Genomic DNA, 17677 nt, shown 5'->3' on the forward strand with positions numbered 1-17677 from the left:
CGCCCGGTCAGAATTATACGCGCGCCAAGGGGATTGCAGTGATTCGCCAATCGTCGCCTACAGCGCGCATCTCAGTGATCTTGAGTTGGGGGGCGTCGCCGAGCTTCTCAAGCGGCCAGTCGAGCAACGGCCGCGCGGCGGAACCCAAGAACTTGCCGGCGACGAATATCACGTACTCGTCGACCAGGCCCTGCTGGGCAAACGCGCCGGCAAGGCTCGGGCCAGCTTCCACCAATACTTCGTTGACGCCGCGCGCGGCCAGGGCGACCAGCGCCGAGCGCAGGTCGACCTGGCCCTCCACGCCCGGCACCACCAGGCATTCGGGGCCACGCGGGAATTGGTTTTCCGGGGTCACGCAGGTGATCACCAGTGCCGGGCCAGCCTTGAAGAACGGTGCGTTGAGCGGCACGCGCAGGCGGCCGTCGATCAGCACGCGCAACGGCGGGCGCGACATGGCCAGGGCGGTGGTGGCGTCATCCAGGCCGAGTTCAGCGGCGCGCACGGTCAGGCGCGCGCCGTCGGCCAGTACCGTATCGGCACCGGTCAACACCACACTGGCTTCAGCGCGCAAACGCTGCACGGCGGCGCGGGCGGCAGGGCCGGTGATCCACTGGCTTTCGCCGCTGGCCATCGCGGTGCGGCCGTCCAGGCTCATCGCCAGCTTGACCCGCACAAACGGCAGGCCGTGTTCCATGCGTTTGAGAAACCCCGGGTTCAGCGCACGCGCCTGGCTTTCGAGCACGCCGCTGCGGATTTCGATACCGGCTTGCGCCAGGCGCTGCATGCCGCGACCGGCCACTTCGGGGTTCGGGTCCTGCATCCCGGCCACAACCCGCGCAACACCGGCACTCACCAGCGCATCGGCGCACGGCGGCGTATGCCCATGGTGGCTGCACGGTTCCAGCGTCACGTAGACCGTAGCGCCACGCGCCTTGGCCCCGGCGGCGCGCAGGGCGTTAGGCTCTGCGTGCGGTTCGCCGGTGCGCTGATGCCAGCCTTCGCCGACAATCTGCCCATCGCGCACTATCACGCAGCCAACCCGTGGGTTGGGGTGGGTGGTGTACAGGCCATTGCGCGCCAATTCGAGGGCGCGGGCCATGTAATGGGCGTCGAGGACAGTTTGCTCAGCAGACGGTGAATTCATTCTTTGATCGGCTCACGGGCCAGGCGATCGATCTCTTCGCGGAACTCGTTGAGGTCCTGGAAGCGTCGATACACCGAGGCGAAACGGATATAGGCGACTTCGTCGAGCTTTTGCAGCTCGCCCATCACCAGCTCTCCAACCACCAGGCTCTTGACCTCGCGCTCGCCGGTCGCGCGCAGTTTGTGCTTGATGTGCACCAGCGCCGCTTCCAGCCGCTCGATACTCACCGGGCGTTTTTGCAGGGCGCGCTGCATACCGGCGCGCAGTTTGTCTTCGTCGAAAGGCTGGCGGCTGCCGTCGGACTTGATCAGACGTGGCAACACCAGTTCGGCGGTTTCGAAGGTGGTGAAACGTTCACCGCAGCCAGAGGCCAGGCATTCGCGCCGGCGACGTACCTGATCGCCCTCGGCGACCAGACGTGAGTCAATGACCTTGGTGTCGTTGGCACCGCAGAAGGGACAGTGCATGGTGGCAGGCAACAAAAAAAGGGAGGGCCATGGTAGCGCATCCCTGTGGCAAGACAAGCCATAGCCTTTACGGTATATAGGCAGGCTTATATGTTTATTAATGTTCACACCACGGATTTTGTCCTTTCTGGAGCCGTACATGCAGTTACGACCACTTGTTTTACTCACCGTGTTCAGTTTTTTGGTCGCCTGCAGCACCGAAGCCCCAAAGCCTGCCGCCCCGCAACCGACACCTGCACAAGAGAAAAAAGTCCCGGGCATTGAAGACCTCGGCCCTTTGCCTGCGTACCAGCGTGAAATCAACGGCACCCTCAACGGTGTGCCGGCCGGCGCCGAAGTCGAACTGGCGCTGCTGGTGATCGACGAGCGCAACCGCCCGCAACAGCTGCTCGCCAGCAGCGTACTGAGCGGCAACGGCAAGCCACTCGCCTTCCGCCTGCGCTTTAACCCAGAAGCCTTCCCGGCCGGTGCGCGAGTGGAGTTGCGCGGCCGCGCCAGCCAGTCCGGGCAGCTCATCCTGCACCTGCCCGCCGTACACATCACCCAAGCGATCACGCAGACCACCGGCCCGCTGCAACTCGTCAAAGCGCCATGACGCCACCGCTGGGCCTGCAACACGCGCTGAGCGAACTGATCGGCGACGCGCAACTGGTGCCCTGCGCATTGCCGGGCACCGAGCTGCGCTTATGGCTACTGGATGCGGGCAATATGCAGCGCGCCTTCAGCCCCGACGAAACCCGGCGCATCCTGCACGAGCCGCCCTACTGGAGCTTTTGCTGGGCCAGTGGTTTGGCGCTGGCGCGTTACTTGGCGGCCAACCCTGAGTGGGTCGCCGGCAAGCGCGTGCTGGATTTTGGCGCAGGCTCCGGTGTGGCGGCGATTGCCGCGGTTAAAGCCGGCGCGCTCGAAGTGGTGGCCTGCGACCTTGACCCGCTGGCGTTAGCGGCCTGCCGCGCGAATGCCCAACTCAACGCGGTTGAGTTGGAGTATTCAGCCGATTTTTTCGCCGAAGCCGACCGTTTCGACCTGATCCTGGTGGCCGACGTGCTTTACGACCGCGCCAACCTGCCGTTGCTCGACCAGTTCCTCAGCCGTGGCCGCGAAACGCTGGTGGCGGATTCACGCGTGAGGGACTTCCAGCACCCGGCTTATCAGCGCCTGGAGATTCTTGATGGCTTGACGTTGCCAGACCTGGCCGAGCCTTGGGAGTTTCGCAAGGTGAGCCTGTACCATTCGCGGCGTCCTTGAGGCCATCGCGAGCAAGCCCGCTCCCACAGTTGAGTACCCTGCTGCTTCCGGTCAACCTCGCCAGCCCTTATAGTTGCCCCATTCCCGCTTTATTCGAGACGCCCCATGAGTGAGCCCACGCCGTACATCTTCGACGCAACCACTGCCACGTTCGAGCAGGCGGTGATTCAGAACTCCTTTGAACAACCCGTGCTTGTGGATTTCTGGGCCGAGTGGTGCGCGCCGTGCAAGGCGCTGATGCCGTTGCTGGCGAAGATTGCCGAGAGTTATCAGGGCGAGTTGCTGCTGGCCAAGGTCGATTGCGAGGCCGAGCAAGACATCGTTGCGCGCTTTGGCATTCAAAGCCTGCCGACGGTGGTGCTGTTCAAGGATGGCCAGCCGGTGGACGGGTTTGCCGGCGCGCAGCCGGAGTCGGCGATACGCGCGATGCTCGAGCCACATGTGCAGATGCCGCCACCGGCGGCGGCCGATCCGCTCGAGCAGGCGCAGGCACTGTTTGCCGAAGGCCGTATCAGCGATGCCGAAGCGGTGCTGGTTGCACTGTTGGGCGAAGACAACAGCAACGCCGGCGCGCTGATTCTGTACGCGCGCTGCCTGGCCGAACGCGGTGAGTTGGGCGAAGCCCAAGCCGTGCTCGACGCGGTGAAAAGCGACGACCACAAAGCCGCGCTCGCGGGGGCCAAGGCGCAAATCACCTTCCTGCGCCAGGCTGCCGACTTGCCGGACGCCGCCGAGCTGAAAAGCCGCTTGGCGCAAAACCCGCTGGACGATGAAGCCGCCTATCAGTTGGCGATTCAACAACTGGCGCGCCAGCAATACGACGCCGCGCTGGAAGGCCTGCTCAAGCTGTTTATCCGTAACCGCAGTTACAGCGACGGCCTGCCGCACAAGACCTTGCTGCAAGTGTTCGAATTGCTCGGCAATGAGCACCCGTTGGTCACGGTGTACCGCCGTAAGTTGTTCGCCGCGCTGTACTAATTGCCCCTGCAGGCACGAACCTGCAAGGGTTATTCAACCCAGGTGTACAGCGGCGTATCACCGCCGCTGATCACTTTCACCTTGGCGCTGTGACGCAAGCGCACCAGCAAGCGCTTGCCTGACGCGGCATCGCCGGCCAAACCTTCCAACTGATCAAGCAGCTCCAACCCGCTGAGCTGCCCGGCCTTGCGCAACAGGTCCTGAGCCTTCTGCCACACGTCATCCGTCTGTTTGACCGGCGCCGCCGGCGGTTCGCTGGCGACCGGGCTCGCCTGCAAGTGGGCGCCGAGCTTTGCCCAATCGCCGTCGTCGAGTTCCAGGGTCAAGTCCACCGGCAAGTCGCCCACGGTTCCACGAATTCGCAACATCGTCCTTACTCCTGCATTTTTCTGACCCGCATGCTCCCACGCGGCTTGCGCAACGCCAAGCGGGCGGTCAAACTCCGGAATTATTGTTATAAGATCACATAACAAAACTTTCATCTTTTTGGAGCCTTCTCATGCGCCGTTTGCTGCTCGCTTTGCCGTTTGCCCTGCTGCCACTGGCAGTTGCCCATGCTCACGATGAGCACGAACACGAGCACGGCAGCCTTGGCGCCCACGAACACGGCGTGGGCCGCCTCAATGCAGTGCTCGACGGCCAGACCCTGGAGCTTGAGCTGGACAGCCCGGCGATGAACCTGGTGGGTTTCGAACACCTCGCCACCACGGCCGCTGACAAAGCCAAGGTCGCCGCAGCGCGCAAGCAGTTGGAGAACCCGCTGGCCTTGTTCAGCCTGCCAAAAGCTGCCGGCTGCGTGGTCAGCACTCAGGAACTCAACAGCCCGTTGTTCGGCGACAAACCTGAAGCCGATCATGACGACGACGATGATGGCGATGACGACCACGCCACCGACGGCAAAGGCGCGGCCGCCCACGAGCATCATCACGACCACAGCGAAATTCACGCGCGCTACCAGCTCACCTGCGCCACGCCGACAGCGCTGAGCAATCTGGACCTGAGCCAAGTGTTCAAGACCTTCCCCGCCACCCGCAAAATTCAGGTACAACTGATCGGCCCAAGCGGCCAGCAAGGCGTTGAAGCCGCCGCCACCGCAGCCACCTTGAAGTTCTGATTTGAAACCCGGCCACTGTGGGCACTGGCGTGCCTGCTCCCACGGTGGATCGGCGCCACTTTTAAAACCTTGCCAGCAGGCGATACTGATTTCACATGACCCAAGCACTTATCGAACTGTCTGACCTGGGCTTTAACTGGCCCGGCCACCCGCAGTTGCTGGACATTCCCGCGTTCCGCCTGGAACCTGGCGAAACCCTGTTTCTAAAAGGCCCGAGCGGCAGCGGCAAAACCACTTTGCTCGGCCTGCTCGGCGGCGTGCAGAAGCCCAGCCAGGGCAGCATTCGCCTGCTTGGCCAGGAGTTGACCGAGCTCTCGGCCGGCGCCCGCGACCGCTTTCGCGTTGACCACACCGGCTACATCTTCCAGCAGTTCAACTTGCTGCCGTTTCTGTCGGTGCGCGAGAACGTCGAGTTGCCTTGCCACTTTTCCAAATTGCGTGCGCAACGCGCCAAGCAACGCCACGGCAGTGTCGATCAGGCCGCCGCGACCTTGCTCGCGCACTTGGGTTTGAAGGATAAGGATTTGCTCGAGCGCCGCGCCGATTCGCTGTCCATCGGCCAGCAACAACGCGTCGCCGCCGCCCGCGCGCTGATTGGCCAGCCGGAATTGGTGATCGCCGACGAGCCCACCTCGGCGCTGGATTACGACGCCCGCGAAGCCTTCCTCCAACTGTTGTTCGCAGAATGCCGCGAGGCCGGTGCCAGCCTGTTATTTGTCAGCCATGACCAGAGCCTGGCGCCGCTGTTCGACCGCAACCTGTCGCTGGCCGAACTCAATCGCGCCGCCACGCCCGCAGAGGTTTGAGATGTATCTGTTCCGTCTAGCCATGGCCAGCCTGGCTAACCGCCGCTTTACCGCGATACTCACCGCCTTCGCCATCGCCCTGTCGGTGTGCCTGCTGCTGGCGGTAGAGCGCGTGCGCGTTGAGGCGCGCAACAGTTTCGCCAGCACTATCAGCGGCACCGACCTGATCGTCGGCGCGCGCTCGGGTTCGGTCAACCTGCTGCTGTATTCGGTATTTCGTATCGGCAACGCCACCAACAATATTCGCTGGGACAGCTACCAGCACTTCGCAGCCAACCCGCAGGTGAAATGGGCGATCCCGATTTCCCTCGGCGACTCGCACCGCGGCTACCGGGTGATGGGCACCAACGCGTCGTACTTCGAGCACTACCAGTACGGTCGCAAGCAGAACCTCGAACTGGCCAGCGGTCGCGCCTTCGCCACCGACCCGTTTGAAGTGGTGCTCGGCGCCGAAGTGGCCGACGCACTGCATTACAAACTGGGCGACACGCTGGTGCTGGCCCACGGCGTGGCGGTGGTCAGCCTGGTGAAACACGATGACAAACCTTTCACCGTGGTCGGCATTCTCAAACGCACCGGCACGCCGGTAGACCGCACGCTGCACATCAGCCTCGGCGGCATGGAAGCGATTCATATAGACTGGCACAACGGTGTGCCGGCCCAGGGCAAAGGCCGCATCAGTGCCGATCAGGCACGCAACATGGACCTCACCCCGCAGGCGATCACCGCGTTTATGCTGGGCCTGAACAACAAGATTTCGACCTTCGCCCTGCAACGCGAGATCAATGAGTTCCGTGGCGAGCCGATGCTCGCGATCTTGCCGGGCGTGGCGCTGCAAGAGCTGTGGAGCATGATGGGCACTGCCGAAAAAGCGCTGTTCGTGATCTCGCTGTTCGTGGTGCTGACAGGCTTGATCGGTATGCTCACCGCTATCCTGACCAGCCTCAACGAGCGCCGCCGCGAAATGGCGATCTTGCGTTCGGTGGGCGCGCGCCCTTGGCACATTGCGACGTTACTGGTCTTCGAAGCCTTCGCCCTGGCGCTGTCCGGCGTGGTCGCAGGCACCGCCTTGCTGTACGTGTGCATCGGCGCATCACGCGGCTATTTGCAGGCCAATTACGGCCTGGACCTGCCGATGTCGTGGCCGAGCGAATATGAATGGACGTTGCTCGCCGGTATTCTGGCCGCAGCACTGTTGATGGGCAGCGTGCCCGCGTGGCGCGCCTATCGACAATCTTTGGCCGATGGCCTGTCCATACGGCTGTAGAAGCGCAGCGGCAAGCGGCAAGTTATAAGCTACAAGCTAAACGCGAATCGGCTTCTACTTGCAGCTTGGCGCTCGTATTCATTTTTTGAGGATGTTTCATGCGTGGTGCGATGTTTGCGTTGCTGCTGTTGGTGTCGGTGCCTGTCTGGGCCGCCGAACAGCCCAAGGACTTGTCGTGGCAAGAGATGATTCCGCCGGACGCGCCGCCGGAAGTTCCGAATATGAAACCGCTGCACGACCTGTCGAACATGGCCGATGCGTTGTCGGTGGAGGCGGCGCCAGCGGCCAGGCAGGACCTGCCCAACGCGCCGGTGGTGCAGAGCCTTGATGGCCAGCACATTCGTTTACCGGGGTATATCGTGCCGCTGGAAGTCAGCGAAGAGGGCCGCACCACCGAGTTTTTGCTGGTGCCGTATTTCGGCGCGTGTATCCATGTGCCGCCGCCGCCGTCGAACCAGATCGTGCATGTAAAAAGCGAACTCGGGGTGAAGCTTGATGAGCTGTATCAGCCGTACTGGATCGAAGGCGCGATGCAAGTCAAGCCGTCGTCCAGCGAATTGGCGGACGCCGGTTATCAAATGGATGCCGAAAAGATTTACGTCTACGAACTGCAGGAATAGCGCTTGATCGCCCTTTCATTGAGCTGAGTCAAAAGATCGATGGGAACGATCTTTACCATTGGACGTACACCTTTTAACGTCCTTTTGGAGCTCCCATGAACAAGTCTCTGCTCGGCGCGTCCGTCTTCGCGCTCGCCCTCGCCGCCCCTGCCGCCTACGCTCACGAAGCCGGCGATATTCTGATTCGCGCCGGTGCAATCACCGTGAATCCGAAGGCCGACAGCAGCAGCGTCAAGGTTGACCAGGGCCCATTGGCCGGCGCCAACCTCAGCGGTAAGGCGACCATGAGCAGCGACACCCAACTGGGCCTGAACTTCGCCTACATGCTGACCAACCACGTCGGCATCGAGCTGTTGGCGGCCACGCCGTTCGAGCATGACGTGAAGATCAAGAACACCGCCCTCGGCGCCGCCAACGGCAAGCTCGGCACGCTCAAACACCTGCCGCCGACCTTGAGCGTCGTGTACTACCCGCTGGACAACACGTCGGCTTTCCAGCCGTACGTGGGCGCCGGCATCAACTACACCTGGATCTACGACGAGCACGTCGGCAGCCGCGCCGAACAAGCCGGTTTCAGCAACTTCAAGGCTGAGAATTCGTGGGGTTGGGCTGCGCAGATCGGCGCCGACTACATGATCAACGACAAGTGGATGATCAACGCCCAGGCGCGCTACATCGACATCAGCACCAAGGCCACCGTCGACAACAACGCGCTGGGCCAAGGCACTCGCGCCAAGGTCAATGTAGACGTCGACCCGATGGTTTACATGGTGGGCATCGGCTACAAGTTCTAATCTGGATTTAAGCAACGCCAGCTAACCAATGTGGGAGGGGGCTTGCTCCCGATGGCGGTGTAACAGTCACCTGATAAATTGACTGAAACACTGCCCTCGGGAGCAAGCCCCCTCTCACATTCAACTGTGCCGGTAAAACCGGTCAAGCAACGCCGGTAACCCCGCCCGCCACGCCCGAGGCTTGATGCCGAAGGTATGCAGGATTTTCTTGCACGCGAGCACCGCGTGTTGCGGCTCATCGGCCGCATCCGGCCGCGCGGCGTGTGCCTGGGCCGTGGGCGCTTCAACCGCCAGCGGGTGGAAGTGGCGCGCTTCGGTGAGGATAGCCTGGCCCAGCGCCAACGGCGTGGTCGCCTCCTGGCCGGCGTAGTGATAGGTGCCCCACAGCGGCGCCGCGCAATCAAGCTGCTTGAGCACCGAAATGATCACCCGCGCCGCGTCGTCCACCGGTGTCGGGTTGCCGCGCCGGTCGTCCGCCATCAGTAACTCGTCGGGCGTCTCGGCGCGGGCCAGGAAGCGCCCGAGCGTGCCGTCAACGCTGTCATCGAGCAGCCAGCCAAAACGCAACAGCACGTGTTGCGGGCACGTCGCGCGCACGCTTTGTTCGATGCGCCATAACGCCTGACCGCGCAGGCCCAGCGGCACCGGCTCGTCTTTTTCGCTGTAGGCGGTGGCGCGCGAGCCATCGAACACGCGGTAGCTGGACGGTTGCAGCAAGGTGATGGTGTGGTGCTGACACAGTTCGGCCAGGCGTTCGATAGCGAATTCCTGAGAAGCCAAACGAGCTTCGCTGACCGCTTCGGCCTGGAACCAGTCGAAATAGTAGGCGAGGTTGATCAACGCATCGGGACGAGTGTCGTCGAGCAATTGGGTGAGGCTCGCGGCATCCCAGCCGTCTTGGGGCGGTTTGGGTGCGAGGAAACCAATATTTTCCTCTGCACCGAGGCGAATCAGCGCCTGCCCGAGGGCATTCCCGCCGCCCAGTAACATAAGGCGCATTCGCATAGAGTGTGCAGGCCCAGTCTGTTTGGAACGATGGTTATTGTCGGCGGCCGTGTGAGCCATGCCGCAGGTCTAAACCAGAATCGTTGCATTTTGCGGGTTTGTAGCGCAACCGTCACGGATAAAGTGCGCAATTGCAACTTGTTGGAGCAGGCGCTATCAATCAATAGATGAACCTTCCTGAATCCACCGTCACGGCACTGCACGGCTTTCACCCCGCCGTCAGCGCCTGGTTTTGCAGCACCTTCCCCTCGGTGACCGGCGCACAGGCGCAGGCGTGGCCGCTGATTCGCCAGCGCCGCTCCACGCTGATCGCCGCGCCCACCGGCTCCGGCAAAACCCTCACCGCGTTCCTGGCGGTGCTGGATGACGTGGTTCACCAAGGCCTGGCCAACGGCGGCGAGCTGCCGGACGAGACGCTGGTGGTGTATGTCTCGCCGCTCAAGGCGCTGTCCAACGACATTCAGATCAACCTGCAAAACCCGCTGGCCGGCATCACCGAGCACTTGCTGCGCATGGGCCTGGCGCCGCTTAAGATCCGTACCGCCGTGCGCACCGGTGACACCCCGCAAAAAGACCGCGCGCTGATGCGCAAGCGCCCACCGCACATCCTCGTCACCACGCCGGAATCGCTGTATGTGCTGTTGGGCTCGGACTCCGGCCGACAAATGCTCAGCAGTACGCGCACGGTGATCATCGACGAAATTCACGCCATCGCCGCCGGCAAACGCGGCAGCCACCTGGCCTTGAGCCTCGAGCGCCTGCAAGCCTTGTGCAGCACGCCGCTGACGCGCATCGGTCTGTCGGCCACGCAAAAGCCCATCGAAGCGGTGTCGCGCTTTTTGGTCGGCCGCGACCGGCCGTGCGCGATTGTCGACATCGGCCACGCCCGCCCGCGCGACCTGGCAATAGAAGTGCCGCCGGTGCCGCTGTCGGCGGTAATGGCCAATGACGTGTGGGAATTGGTCTACGACCGCCTCGCCGCACTCGCCCGCGAACACCGCACCACGCTGATTTTCGTCAACACCCGCCGCCTCGCCGAACGCTTGGCCCGCCACTTGAGCGAGCGCCTGGGCAAAACCGCGGTGGCCGCGCACCACGGCAGCCTGGCCAAGGAAATGCGCCTGGACGCCGAGCAACGGCTGAAGGCCGGTGAGCTGCAAGTGCTGATCGCCACCGCGTCGCTGGAATTGGGGATTGATATTGGCGATGTGGACTTGGTCTGCCAGATCGGCTCGCCGGGTTCCATCAACGGCTTTTTGCAAAGGGTCGGCCGCTCTGGTCACCAGGTCGGCGGCACGCCCAAGGGCCGCCTGTTCGCCACCACCCGTGATGACCTGATCGAATGCGCCGCCCTGCTCGACTGCGTGCGCCGTGGTGAACTGGACACCTTGCACATCCCGGTGGCGCCGCTGGATGTACTCGCACAGCAGATCATCGCCGAAGTCAGCGCGTGCGAATGGTCGGAACAGGCGCTGCTCGACTTGATCCGCCGCGCCGCGCCCTACGCCGCGCTGGATGAACGCCACTATCAGGCCTTGCTGCGAATGCTTTCAGACGGCTACAACGGTCGCCAAGGCATCCGCAGCGCCTACCTGCACCGCGACGCCGTGAACCACACCCTGCGCGGCAGGCGTGGCGCCAAGCTGACCGCCGTGACCAGCGGCGGCACCATCCCCGACAACGCCGACTACAGCGTGTTGCTGGAACCTCAGAGCCTGAACATCGGCAGCGTCAACGAAGACTTTGCGGTGGAAAGTATCGCCGGGGACATCTTCCAGCTCGGCAATACCTCCTACCGAATTTTGCGCGTAGAGGCCGGCAAAGTGCGCGTCGAGGATGCGCATGGCCAGCCGCCGACCATTCCTTTTTGGCTCGGTGAGGCGCCGGGGCGCAGCAATGAATTGTCGGCCGCGGTGGCGCGTTTTCAGGGGCAGTTGGATGCCCTGCTCGGCGCCAGCCCCGGTGACCTGCAACCGGCGCTCGAGTGGCTCACCGGCACGTTGGGCCTGAACCACGCGAGCGCCGAGCAAATCCTCGACTACCTGGCACGCACACGTTTGGCCCTCAGCGCCTTGCCGTCGCAAGACACGTTGATCATGGAGCGGTTTTTCGACGCGTCCGGCGGCACTCAGTTGATCATCCATACGCCGTTCGGCAGCCGCCTCAACCGCGCCTGGGGCTTGGCGTTGCGCAAGCGCTTTTGCCGTACGTTCAATTTCGAGTTGCAGGCGGCGGCCAGTGAGAATGCAATCGTGCTGTCGCTGTCGACCAGCCACAGCTTTGAGCTGGATGAAGTGTGGCGTTACCTGAATAGCCACAGCGCCGAACACATTTTGATTCAGGCCGTGCTGGAGGCGCCGCTGTTCGGCGTGCGCTGGCGCTGGAACGCCGGTGTAGCGCTGGCGTTGCCGCGTTTTACCGGCGGGCGCAAGGTGGCACCGCAGATCCAGCGCATGAAAAGCGAAGACCTGATCGCCAGCGTGTTTCCCGACCAGATTGCCTGCCTGGAAAACCTCGCCGGCGAACGCGAAGTGCCCGAACACCCGCTGGTGGAACAAACGCTCGATGACTGCCTGCACGAAGCCATGGACAGCAGCGGCTGGCTGGCCCTGCTGCGGCGCATGGAGCGCGGCGAGGTGCGCCTGATCAGCCGTGACCTGCCGGCGCCCTCGCCCATGGCGGCCGAAATTCTCAGCGCACGCCCGTATACCTTTCTGGATGACGCGCCGCTGGAGGAGCGCCGCACACAGGCCGTGCTCAACCGGCGCTGGAGCGACCCACACAGCACCGACGACCTCGGCGCGCTGGACCTCGACGCCATCGCCGGTGTGCGCGAGGAAGCCTGGCCCGCGCCGCATGGCCCGGATGAAATGCACGAGGCGCTGATGAGTTTGGCGTGTGTCGCTGCCGCCGAGGTCACGCCGCAATGGGCGGCATGGCTGCACGCGCTGGCCAAGGCCGGGCGCGCGTATCAATTGCACAATGGGTTGTGGGTGGCGGTGGAGCGCTTGGCTTGCTTGCAGGCGATTTACCCCAACGGCTTGCCACTGCTGCCGGGTTTCGATGCGCCGTGGAGCGTGGACGAGGCGCTGGTCGAAGTGCTGCGCGCGCGCCTCGGTGGCTTCGGTCCGCTGACGCTGATCGAAATAGCAGCGCCGCTGGGCTTGCGCGTGGCCGACGTCAGCCAGGCGCTCGCGCGACTGGAGCAGGAAGGCTACGTGATGCGCGGCCACTTCAGCCCCGGCGCCAGCGCCGAGCAATGGTGCGAGCGGCATTTGCTGGCGCGTATTCACCGCTACACGGTCAAGCGCCTGCGCCGCGAAATCGAGCCGGTGGCGTTGCAGGACTTCATGCGCTTTTTGTTCGATTGGCAGCACGTGTCCGACGGCACACGCGGCCAGGGCAGCGCGATGCTCGGGCAAATCGTCGGCCAGTTCGAAGGTTACGCCGCCGCGACCTCGGCCTGGGACAGTGACTTGCTCAGCACGCGGCTCAAGGATTACTCATCTACTTGGCTGGACGAGCTATGCCGCAGCGGCAAACTGGTGTGGACGCGCCTGAGCAACAAGGCCGGCGCCATGGCATTGCGCAGTACGCCGGTGGTGCTGTTGCCGCGCAGCCAGGTGGCGTTGTGGAGCGGGCTGACCGAGTTGACCGACAGCGCCACGCTGTCGCCCAAAGCGCAAAAAGTGCACGTGGCCCTGCGCGAGCAAGGCGCGCTGTTTTTCGATGAGCTGGTGCACGAAGCGCATCTATTGCGCAGCGAACTGGAAACCGCCCTGCAGGAACTGGTGGGCGCAGGCCTGGTGAATGCCGACAGCTTTGCCGGGCTGCGCGCCCTGACCACACCCGCCAGCAAGCGCCAGGCGCGTAGCAGCCGGCGCGGGCGCGGGGCGTTTATCGGCGGCATGGACGATGCCGGGCGCTGGGCCTTGGTGCGCCGCTCGCCAACCGCCGCCAGCCCACACTCGGCCGAGACCCTGGAGCATGTGGCGATGACCCTGCTGCGCCGCTATGGCGTAGTGTTCTGGCGCTTGCTGGAACGCGAGGCGGACTGGTTGCCGAGTTGGCGCGAGTTGCTGCGCACCTTCCACCGCCTGGAGGCGCGCGGGGAAATTCGCGGCGGGCGGTTTGTCAGCGGCTTGGCCGGTGAGCAGTTCGCGCTGCCGGAAGCGATTCCGTTGCTGCGTGAGGTCAGGCGCAGGCCGCATGACGGCAGCTTGATCGCCGTGTGCGGGGCTGACCCGCTGAACCTGGTGGGCACGCTGTTGCCGGGCAGTAAAGTGCCGGCAGTGAGTGGCAATCGAATTGTATACCGCGACGGTTTGCTGGCTGCGGTGATGGTCGGCGGCAAGCAGCAGATGTTTGTGGAGGAGGACCATCAGGCGGTGCAAGAGAAATTGATCAGGCATTGAGGGCTGGTGCCTTTGAGGGCCTCATCGGGAGCAAGCCCCCTCCCACAGTTGACTGTGTGAGGCCAGTCAATGTGTGAGTCCAATAAAATGTCGGGAACCCAGTCAATGGATGAGCCCAGTCAAATGTGGGAACCCTATCAATCAGTGACCCCGGGCAAATGTGGGAAACCTATCAATCAGTGAACCCAGGCAAATGTAGGAAACCTATCAATCAGTGAGCCCAGGCAAATGTGAGAACCCTATCAATCAGTGAACCCAGTCAAATGTGGGAAACCTATCAATCAGTGAGCCCAGGCAAATGTGGGAACCCTATCAATCAGTGAGCCCAGGCAAATGTGGGAACCCTATCAATCAGTGAGCCCAGGCAAATGTGGGAACCCTATCAATGGGTCAGCCCAGGCAAGTGTGGGAAACCTATCAATGGGTCAGCCCAGTCAAATGTGGGAAACCTATCAATCAGTGAGCCCAGGCAAATGTGGGTACCCTATCAATCAGTGGGCCCAGGCTAATGTGGGAACCCTATCAATCAGTGAGCCCAGGCAAATGTGGGAACCCTATCAATCAGTGAGCCCAGGCAAATGTGGGAACCCTATCAATCAGTGAGCCCAGGCAAATGTGGGAACCCTATCAATCAGTGAGCCCATGCTAATGTGGGAACCTTATCAATCAGTGAGTCCAGGCAAATGTGGGAACCCTATCAATCAGTGAACCCAGGCAAATGTGGGAACCCTATCAATCAGTGAGCCCAGGCAAATGTGGGAACCCTATCAATCAGTGAGCCCAGGCAAATGTGGGAACCCTATCAATCGGTGAGCCCAGGCAAATGTGGGAACCCTATCAATCGGTGAGCCCAGGCAAATGTGGGAACCCTATCAATCAGTGAACCCAGGCAAATGTGGGAACCCTATCAATGGGTGAGCCCAGTCAAATGTGGGAACCCTATCAATCAGTGAGCCCAGGCAAATGTGGGAACCCTATCAATCAGTGAGCCCAGGCAAATGTGGGAACCCTATCAATCAGTGAGCCCAGGCAAATGTGGGAACCCTATCAATGGGTGAACCCAGCCAAATGTGGGAACCCTATCAATCAGTGAGCACAGGCAAATGTGGGAACCTTATCAATCAGTGAGCCCAGGCAAATGCGGGAAACCTATCAATGGGTCAGCCCAGTCAAATGTGGGAACCCTATCAATCAGTGAGCCCAGGCAAATGTGGGAACCCTATCAATCAGTGAGCCCAGGTAAATGTGGGAACCCTATCAATCGGTGAGCCCAGGCAAATGGGGGAACCCTATCAATCGGTGAGCCCAGGCAAATGGGGGAACCCTATCAATCAGTGAGCCCAGGCAAATGTGGGAACCCTATCAATCGGTGAGCCCAGGCAAATGTGGGAACCCTATCAATGGGTCAGCCCAGGCAAATGTGGGAAACCTATCAATCAGTGAGCCCAGTCAAATGTGGGAACCTTATCAATCAGTGAGCCCAGGCAAATGTGGGAACCCTATCAATCAGTGAGCCCAGGCAAATGTGGGAACCCTATCAATCAGTGAGCCCAGGCAAATGTGGGAACCCTATCAATGGGTCAGCCCAGTTGGTGTGAGAACCCAATCAAATGGGTTCACACACTCAACTGTGGGAGGGGGCTTGCTCCCGATGAGGCCGGCTTTGGCGCTACAAAACTACTGGGTGCGCGGTTGTTCTGTCAGCACCACCGGAGCCTCCGGCTCATCCACTTGCGGCGTTCGCTTGGGCAGCAAAACCTGCTGTGGATAAGTTTGCGCGAAGTGCACTTCATCACAGTTATCCACAAGCTTTTTCAAGCGCTGGTTGAAGGCGCGACTGACCGCATATTGCCCACCCGACACCGTGCGGAACTGTGCGGTGAGGACCACGCCGTTGAGGTCCATTTTGTCCACACCAAATACCTCCAGCGGCCCTTGCAGGTTGTACTTGAGGAACACATCGTCGCGTATCGACTGCCCGGCCTCATTGATCAGCTCAACGGCCTTGTCCACATCCGTGTCATACGTGAATTGCACCGAAAAGAACGCGTAGGCAAATTGCCGCGACTGGTTGGTAACCGCCTTGATTTGCCCGAACGGCACCGAGTGCACAAAACCCTTGCCGTCGCGCAGGCGCAGCGTGCGGATGGTCAGGCCTTCGACGGTGCCGGCGTGGCCGGAGTCGAGCACCACCCAGTCGCCAATCGACAGCGTGTCTTCAATGATGATGAACAGGCCGGTGATCACGTCCTGCACCAACTGCTGGGAACCGAAACCGATGGCCAGGCCGACCACACCGGCACCGGCCAGCAGCGGCGCGACGTTGATGCCGAGGTTGGCCATGGTAGTGATCGCACAGATCACCACCAGGATGATTTTCACCGCGTTGCGCAACAGCGGCAGGATGGTTTTGACCCGCGTGCTCGGCTGGCGATTGGAGCGTTTGTTCACTGGTGGTTTCAGCGCTTCCTGAATCGCAGTGTCGAGTACCACCCAGAACAGCCACGTCATCAGCAGGATCAAACCGATGCTGCTAAGGGAGTCGCTGATTGCGCGGCCCACCGAGTTGCGCTGAGCAAATTCAAACAGCGAGATGCCCCAGATGCGCCCGAGCATTTCGATAAAGGCGATGGCCATGGCGATGCGTAAAATCGCGTGCAACAGGCTGAGAAAACGCTCCTTGTAGGCGCTGCTACGTTGAATCGCCACTTGGCTGCGAGACTTGAACAGGTGCTGTAAAACGGTGCTCAGAAACACCGTGCCGATCAACAGAATCGTGGTGAACAGCGCGCAACGCAGGGCCTTCTGGTTGTCGTCGCCGGCGCCGATCAGGTTGATCGCCGAGACCAGCACCATCAACAGAATCGGCCAGTACCACAACCCCGAAAATATGCGCAACGATTGCTGGAGCGCCGGGTGCTTGATGCGCTGGGCCAACGGCCGATTACGGATCAAGTGCGCCACCGGGCGGCGCAAACGGATCACCAGCACGCCAAAAATCACAGCGGCGAACAAGCCGGTAAACACCGCGATGCTGCTGGTGATATTGCCGCCCAATTGACGCGCAATTTGCGGGCTGGTCAGGGCGTCGCTGAGGGCCGCGAGGAAGCCGATCAGGAACAACGGTTTAGGGCAATAATTACGAATAATCTGCACGGCTGGCCGTTTGTGCCCCACGTTGAACATGACGATGACGCACAACAGCATCGACGTGGAAAAGATGCCACTGCTGGTCGCGTAAGCGAAGCACAACGCCAGCGCGCGGCCTACCGAGGAGGGTAAAAAGTGGCTGACATACAAGGTCAGCGGCAAACACGCCACCGCCGGAAGCGTGTACGGCAACACATACCCAAGCACGGCTTGCAGGCGCCCGCGCTGTTCAACGAAGTGCCGTCGACTCAGGCGCTGCACAATCAAGTGCCCCAGCAACGTCAATACGGCGAAAGCACCGACCCACACGCCGGACAGCAGCAAAAAGTCCCCGGCGATGCTCCACGGCGAACGCTGGTTGGTCTGATCGACCAGGCGCCCTACTTCGTCTGCCGCACGGTCTGCGCGCAGGCGCCAGGCGTCGATAAGGTTTTGATTGAGGTCGAGCTTGTCCTGCACGTCGTCGATGCTTGAACTGATGGCGCCAAGCAAACCGCCCTCCACCAGCAACTCGGGCTTGGCCGGCGCAGCGGCTGCGGCTGGTTCGGCGGGGGCGGCGGCCGGAGCAGCGGCAGCGGCTTGCAGCGCGCCACTGCCACACAACAGCAGCGCACCAAGCAGTAATGCAGTCTTTGAATTCAGCAAAACACCGGGCTCCTTCAGCAGGGT

Annotated in this window: 14 protein-coding genes; 9 read left to right on the forward strand and 5 right to left on the reverse strand. The window is 61.9% G+C overall.

The features are described 5' to 3' along the window. Positions 1-13: 13 nt before the first annotated feature. Positions 14-1144: a bifunctional diaminohydroxyphosphoribosylaminopyrimidine deaminase/5-amino-6-(5-phosphoribosylamino)uracil reductase RibD gene (ribD, locus tag AO240_RS02935; RefSeq protein WP_099235106.1), complete on the reverse strand. Its 1131-nt coding sequence runs from the start codon at positions 1142-1144 to the stop codon at positions 14-16. Beyond that, a complete protein-coding gene (nrdR, locus tag AO240_RS02940) occupies positions 1141-1611 on the reverse strand; it encodes a transcriptional regulator NrdR (protein ID WP_058412903.1) in 471 nt (156 codons plus the stop codon). The genes ribD and nrdR overlap by 4 nt, the downstream gene beginning before the upstream one ends. 139 nt (positions 1612-1750) lie before the next feature. Here nrdR and AO240_RS02945 point away from each other — a divergent pair, with 139 nt between their 5' ends. The 3 genes from AO240_RS02945 (at position 1751) to trxA (ending at position 3837) form a co-directional block, all read left to right on the forward strand. Next, entirely contained in the window at positions 1751-2206 is a 456-nt protein-coding gene (locus AO240_RS02945; protein WP_099235107.1) for a YbaY family lipoprotein, read from the forward strand. Next, the gene (locus tag AO240_RS02950; protein ID WP_099235108.1) at positions 2203-2859 is read left to right on the forward strand and encodes a methyltransferase; all 657 of its coding nucleotides are present in this window, start codon (positions 2203-2205) and stop codon (positions 2857-2859) included. The genes AO240_RS02945 and AO240_RS02950 overlap by 4 nt, the downstream gene beginning before the upstream one ends. Before the next feature lie 105 nt (positions 2860-2964). Further along, positions 2965-3837, forward strand: a complete 873-nt coding sequence (trxA, locus tag AO240_RS02955; protein WP_099235109.1) for a thioredoxin — start codon at positions 2965-2967, stop codon at positions 3835-3837. A gap of 29 nt (positions 3838-3866) precedes the next feature. On the opposite strand, the gene AO240_RS02960 is transcribed toward trxA, so the two are convergent. After that, the gene (locus AO240_RS02960; RefSeq protein ID WP_099235110.1) at positions 3867-4205 is read right to left on the reverse strand and encodes a hypothetical protein; all 339 of its coding nucleotides are present in this window, start codon (positions 4203-4205) and stop codon (positions 3867-3869) included. A 131-nt stretch (positions 4206-4336) separates the two neighbouring features. On the opposite strand from AO240_RS02960, the gene AO240_RS02965 reads away from it, so the two are divergent. The 5 genes from AO240_RS02965 to AO240_RS02985 all read left to right on the forward strand — a co-directional run bounded on the left by AO240_RS02965 (position 4337) and on the right by AO240_RS02985 (position 8438). Continuing rightward, complete coding sequence (locus AO240_RS02965) at positions 4337-4951, forward strand: DUF2796 domain-containing protein (RefSeq protein ID WP_099235111.1); 615 nt, start codon at positions 4337-4339, stop codon at positions 4949-4951. 95 nt (positions 4952-5046) lie between these two features. Beyond that, the gene (locus AO240_RS02970) at positions 5047-5757 is read left to right on the forward strand and encodes an ABC transporter ATP-binding protein (RefSeq protein ID WP_099235112.1); all 711 of its coding nucleotides are present in this window, start codon (positions 5047-5049) and stop codon (positions 5755-5757) included. A 1-nt stretch (position 5758) separates the two neighbouring features. After that, positions 5759-7024 carry an ABC transporter permease gene (locus AO240_RS02975; RefSeq protein ID WP_099235113.1) on the forward strand — a complete coding sequence of 422 codons (1266 nt, stop codon included), beginning with the start codon at positions 5759-5761 and terminating at the stop codon, positions 7022-7024. Positions 7025-7122: 98 nt separating this feature from the next. After that, positions 7123-7644 carry a DUF3299 domain-containing protein gene (locus tag AO240_RS02980; RefSeq protein WP_099235114.1) on the forward strand — a complete coding sequence of 174 codons (522 nt, stop codon included), beginning with the start codon at positions 7123-7125 and terminating at the stop codon, positions 7642-7644. Positions 7645-7739: 95 nt separating this feature from the next. Continuing rightward, positions 7740-8438 (forward strand): OmpW family protein, encoded by a 699-nt coding sequence (locus AO240_RS02985; protein WP_099235115.1) that lies wholly within the window; start codon positions 7740-7742, stop codon positions 8436-8438. Between the two features lie 120 nt (positions 8439-8558). On the opposite strand, the gene AO240_RS02990 is transcribed toward AO240_RS02985, so the two are convergent. Further along, positions 8559-9443, reverse strand: coding sequence for a sugar nucleotide-binding protein (locus AO240_RS02990; protein WP_099235116.1), 885 nt, complete (start codon positions 9441-9443; stop codon positions 8559-8561). Positions 9444-9610: 167 nt separating this feature from the next. On the opposite strand from AO240_RS02990, the gene AO240_RS02995 reads away from it, so the two are divergent. Further along, entirely contained in the window at positions 9611-13858 is a 4248-nt protein-coding gene (locus AO240_RS02995) for a DEAD/DEAH box helicase (protein WP_099235117.1), read from the forward strand. 1677 nt (positions 13859-15535) lie between these two features. Here the strand turns inward: AO240_RS02995 and AO240_RS03000 are convergent. Then, the gene (locus tag AO240_RS03000; RefSeq protein ID WP_099235118.1) at positions 15536-17653 is read right to left on the reverse strand and encodes a mechanosensitive ion channel family protein; all 2118 of its coding nucleotides are present in this window, start codon (positions 17651-17653) and stop codon (positions 15536-15538) included. Positions 17654-17677 lie beyond the last annotated feature (24 nt).

The sequence above is a fragment of the Pseudomonas sp. ICMP 460 genome (assembly GCF_002723595.1).
In the GTDB taxonomy this organism is placed as follows: Bacteria; Pseudomonadota; Gammaproteobacteria; order Pseudomonadales; family Pseudomonadaceae; genus Aquipseudomonas; species Aquipseudomonas kitaguniensis.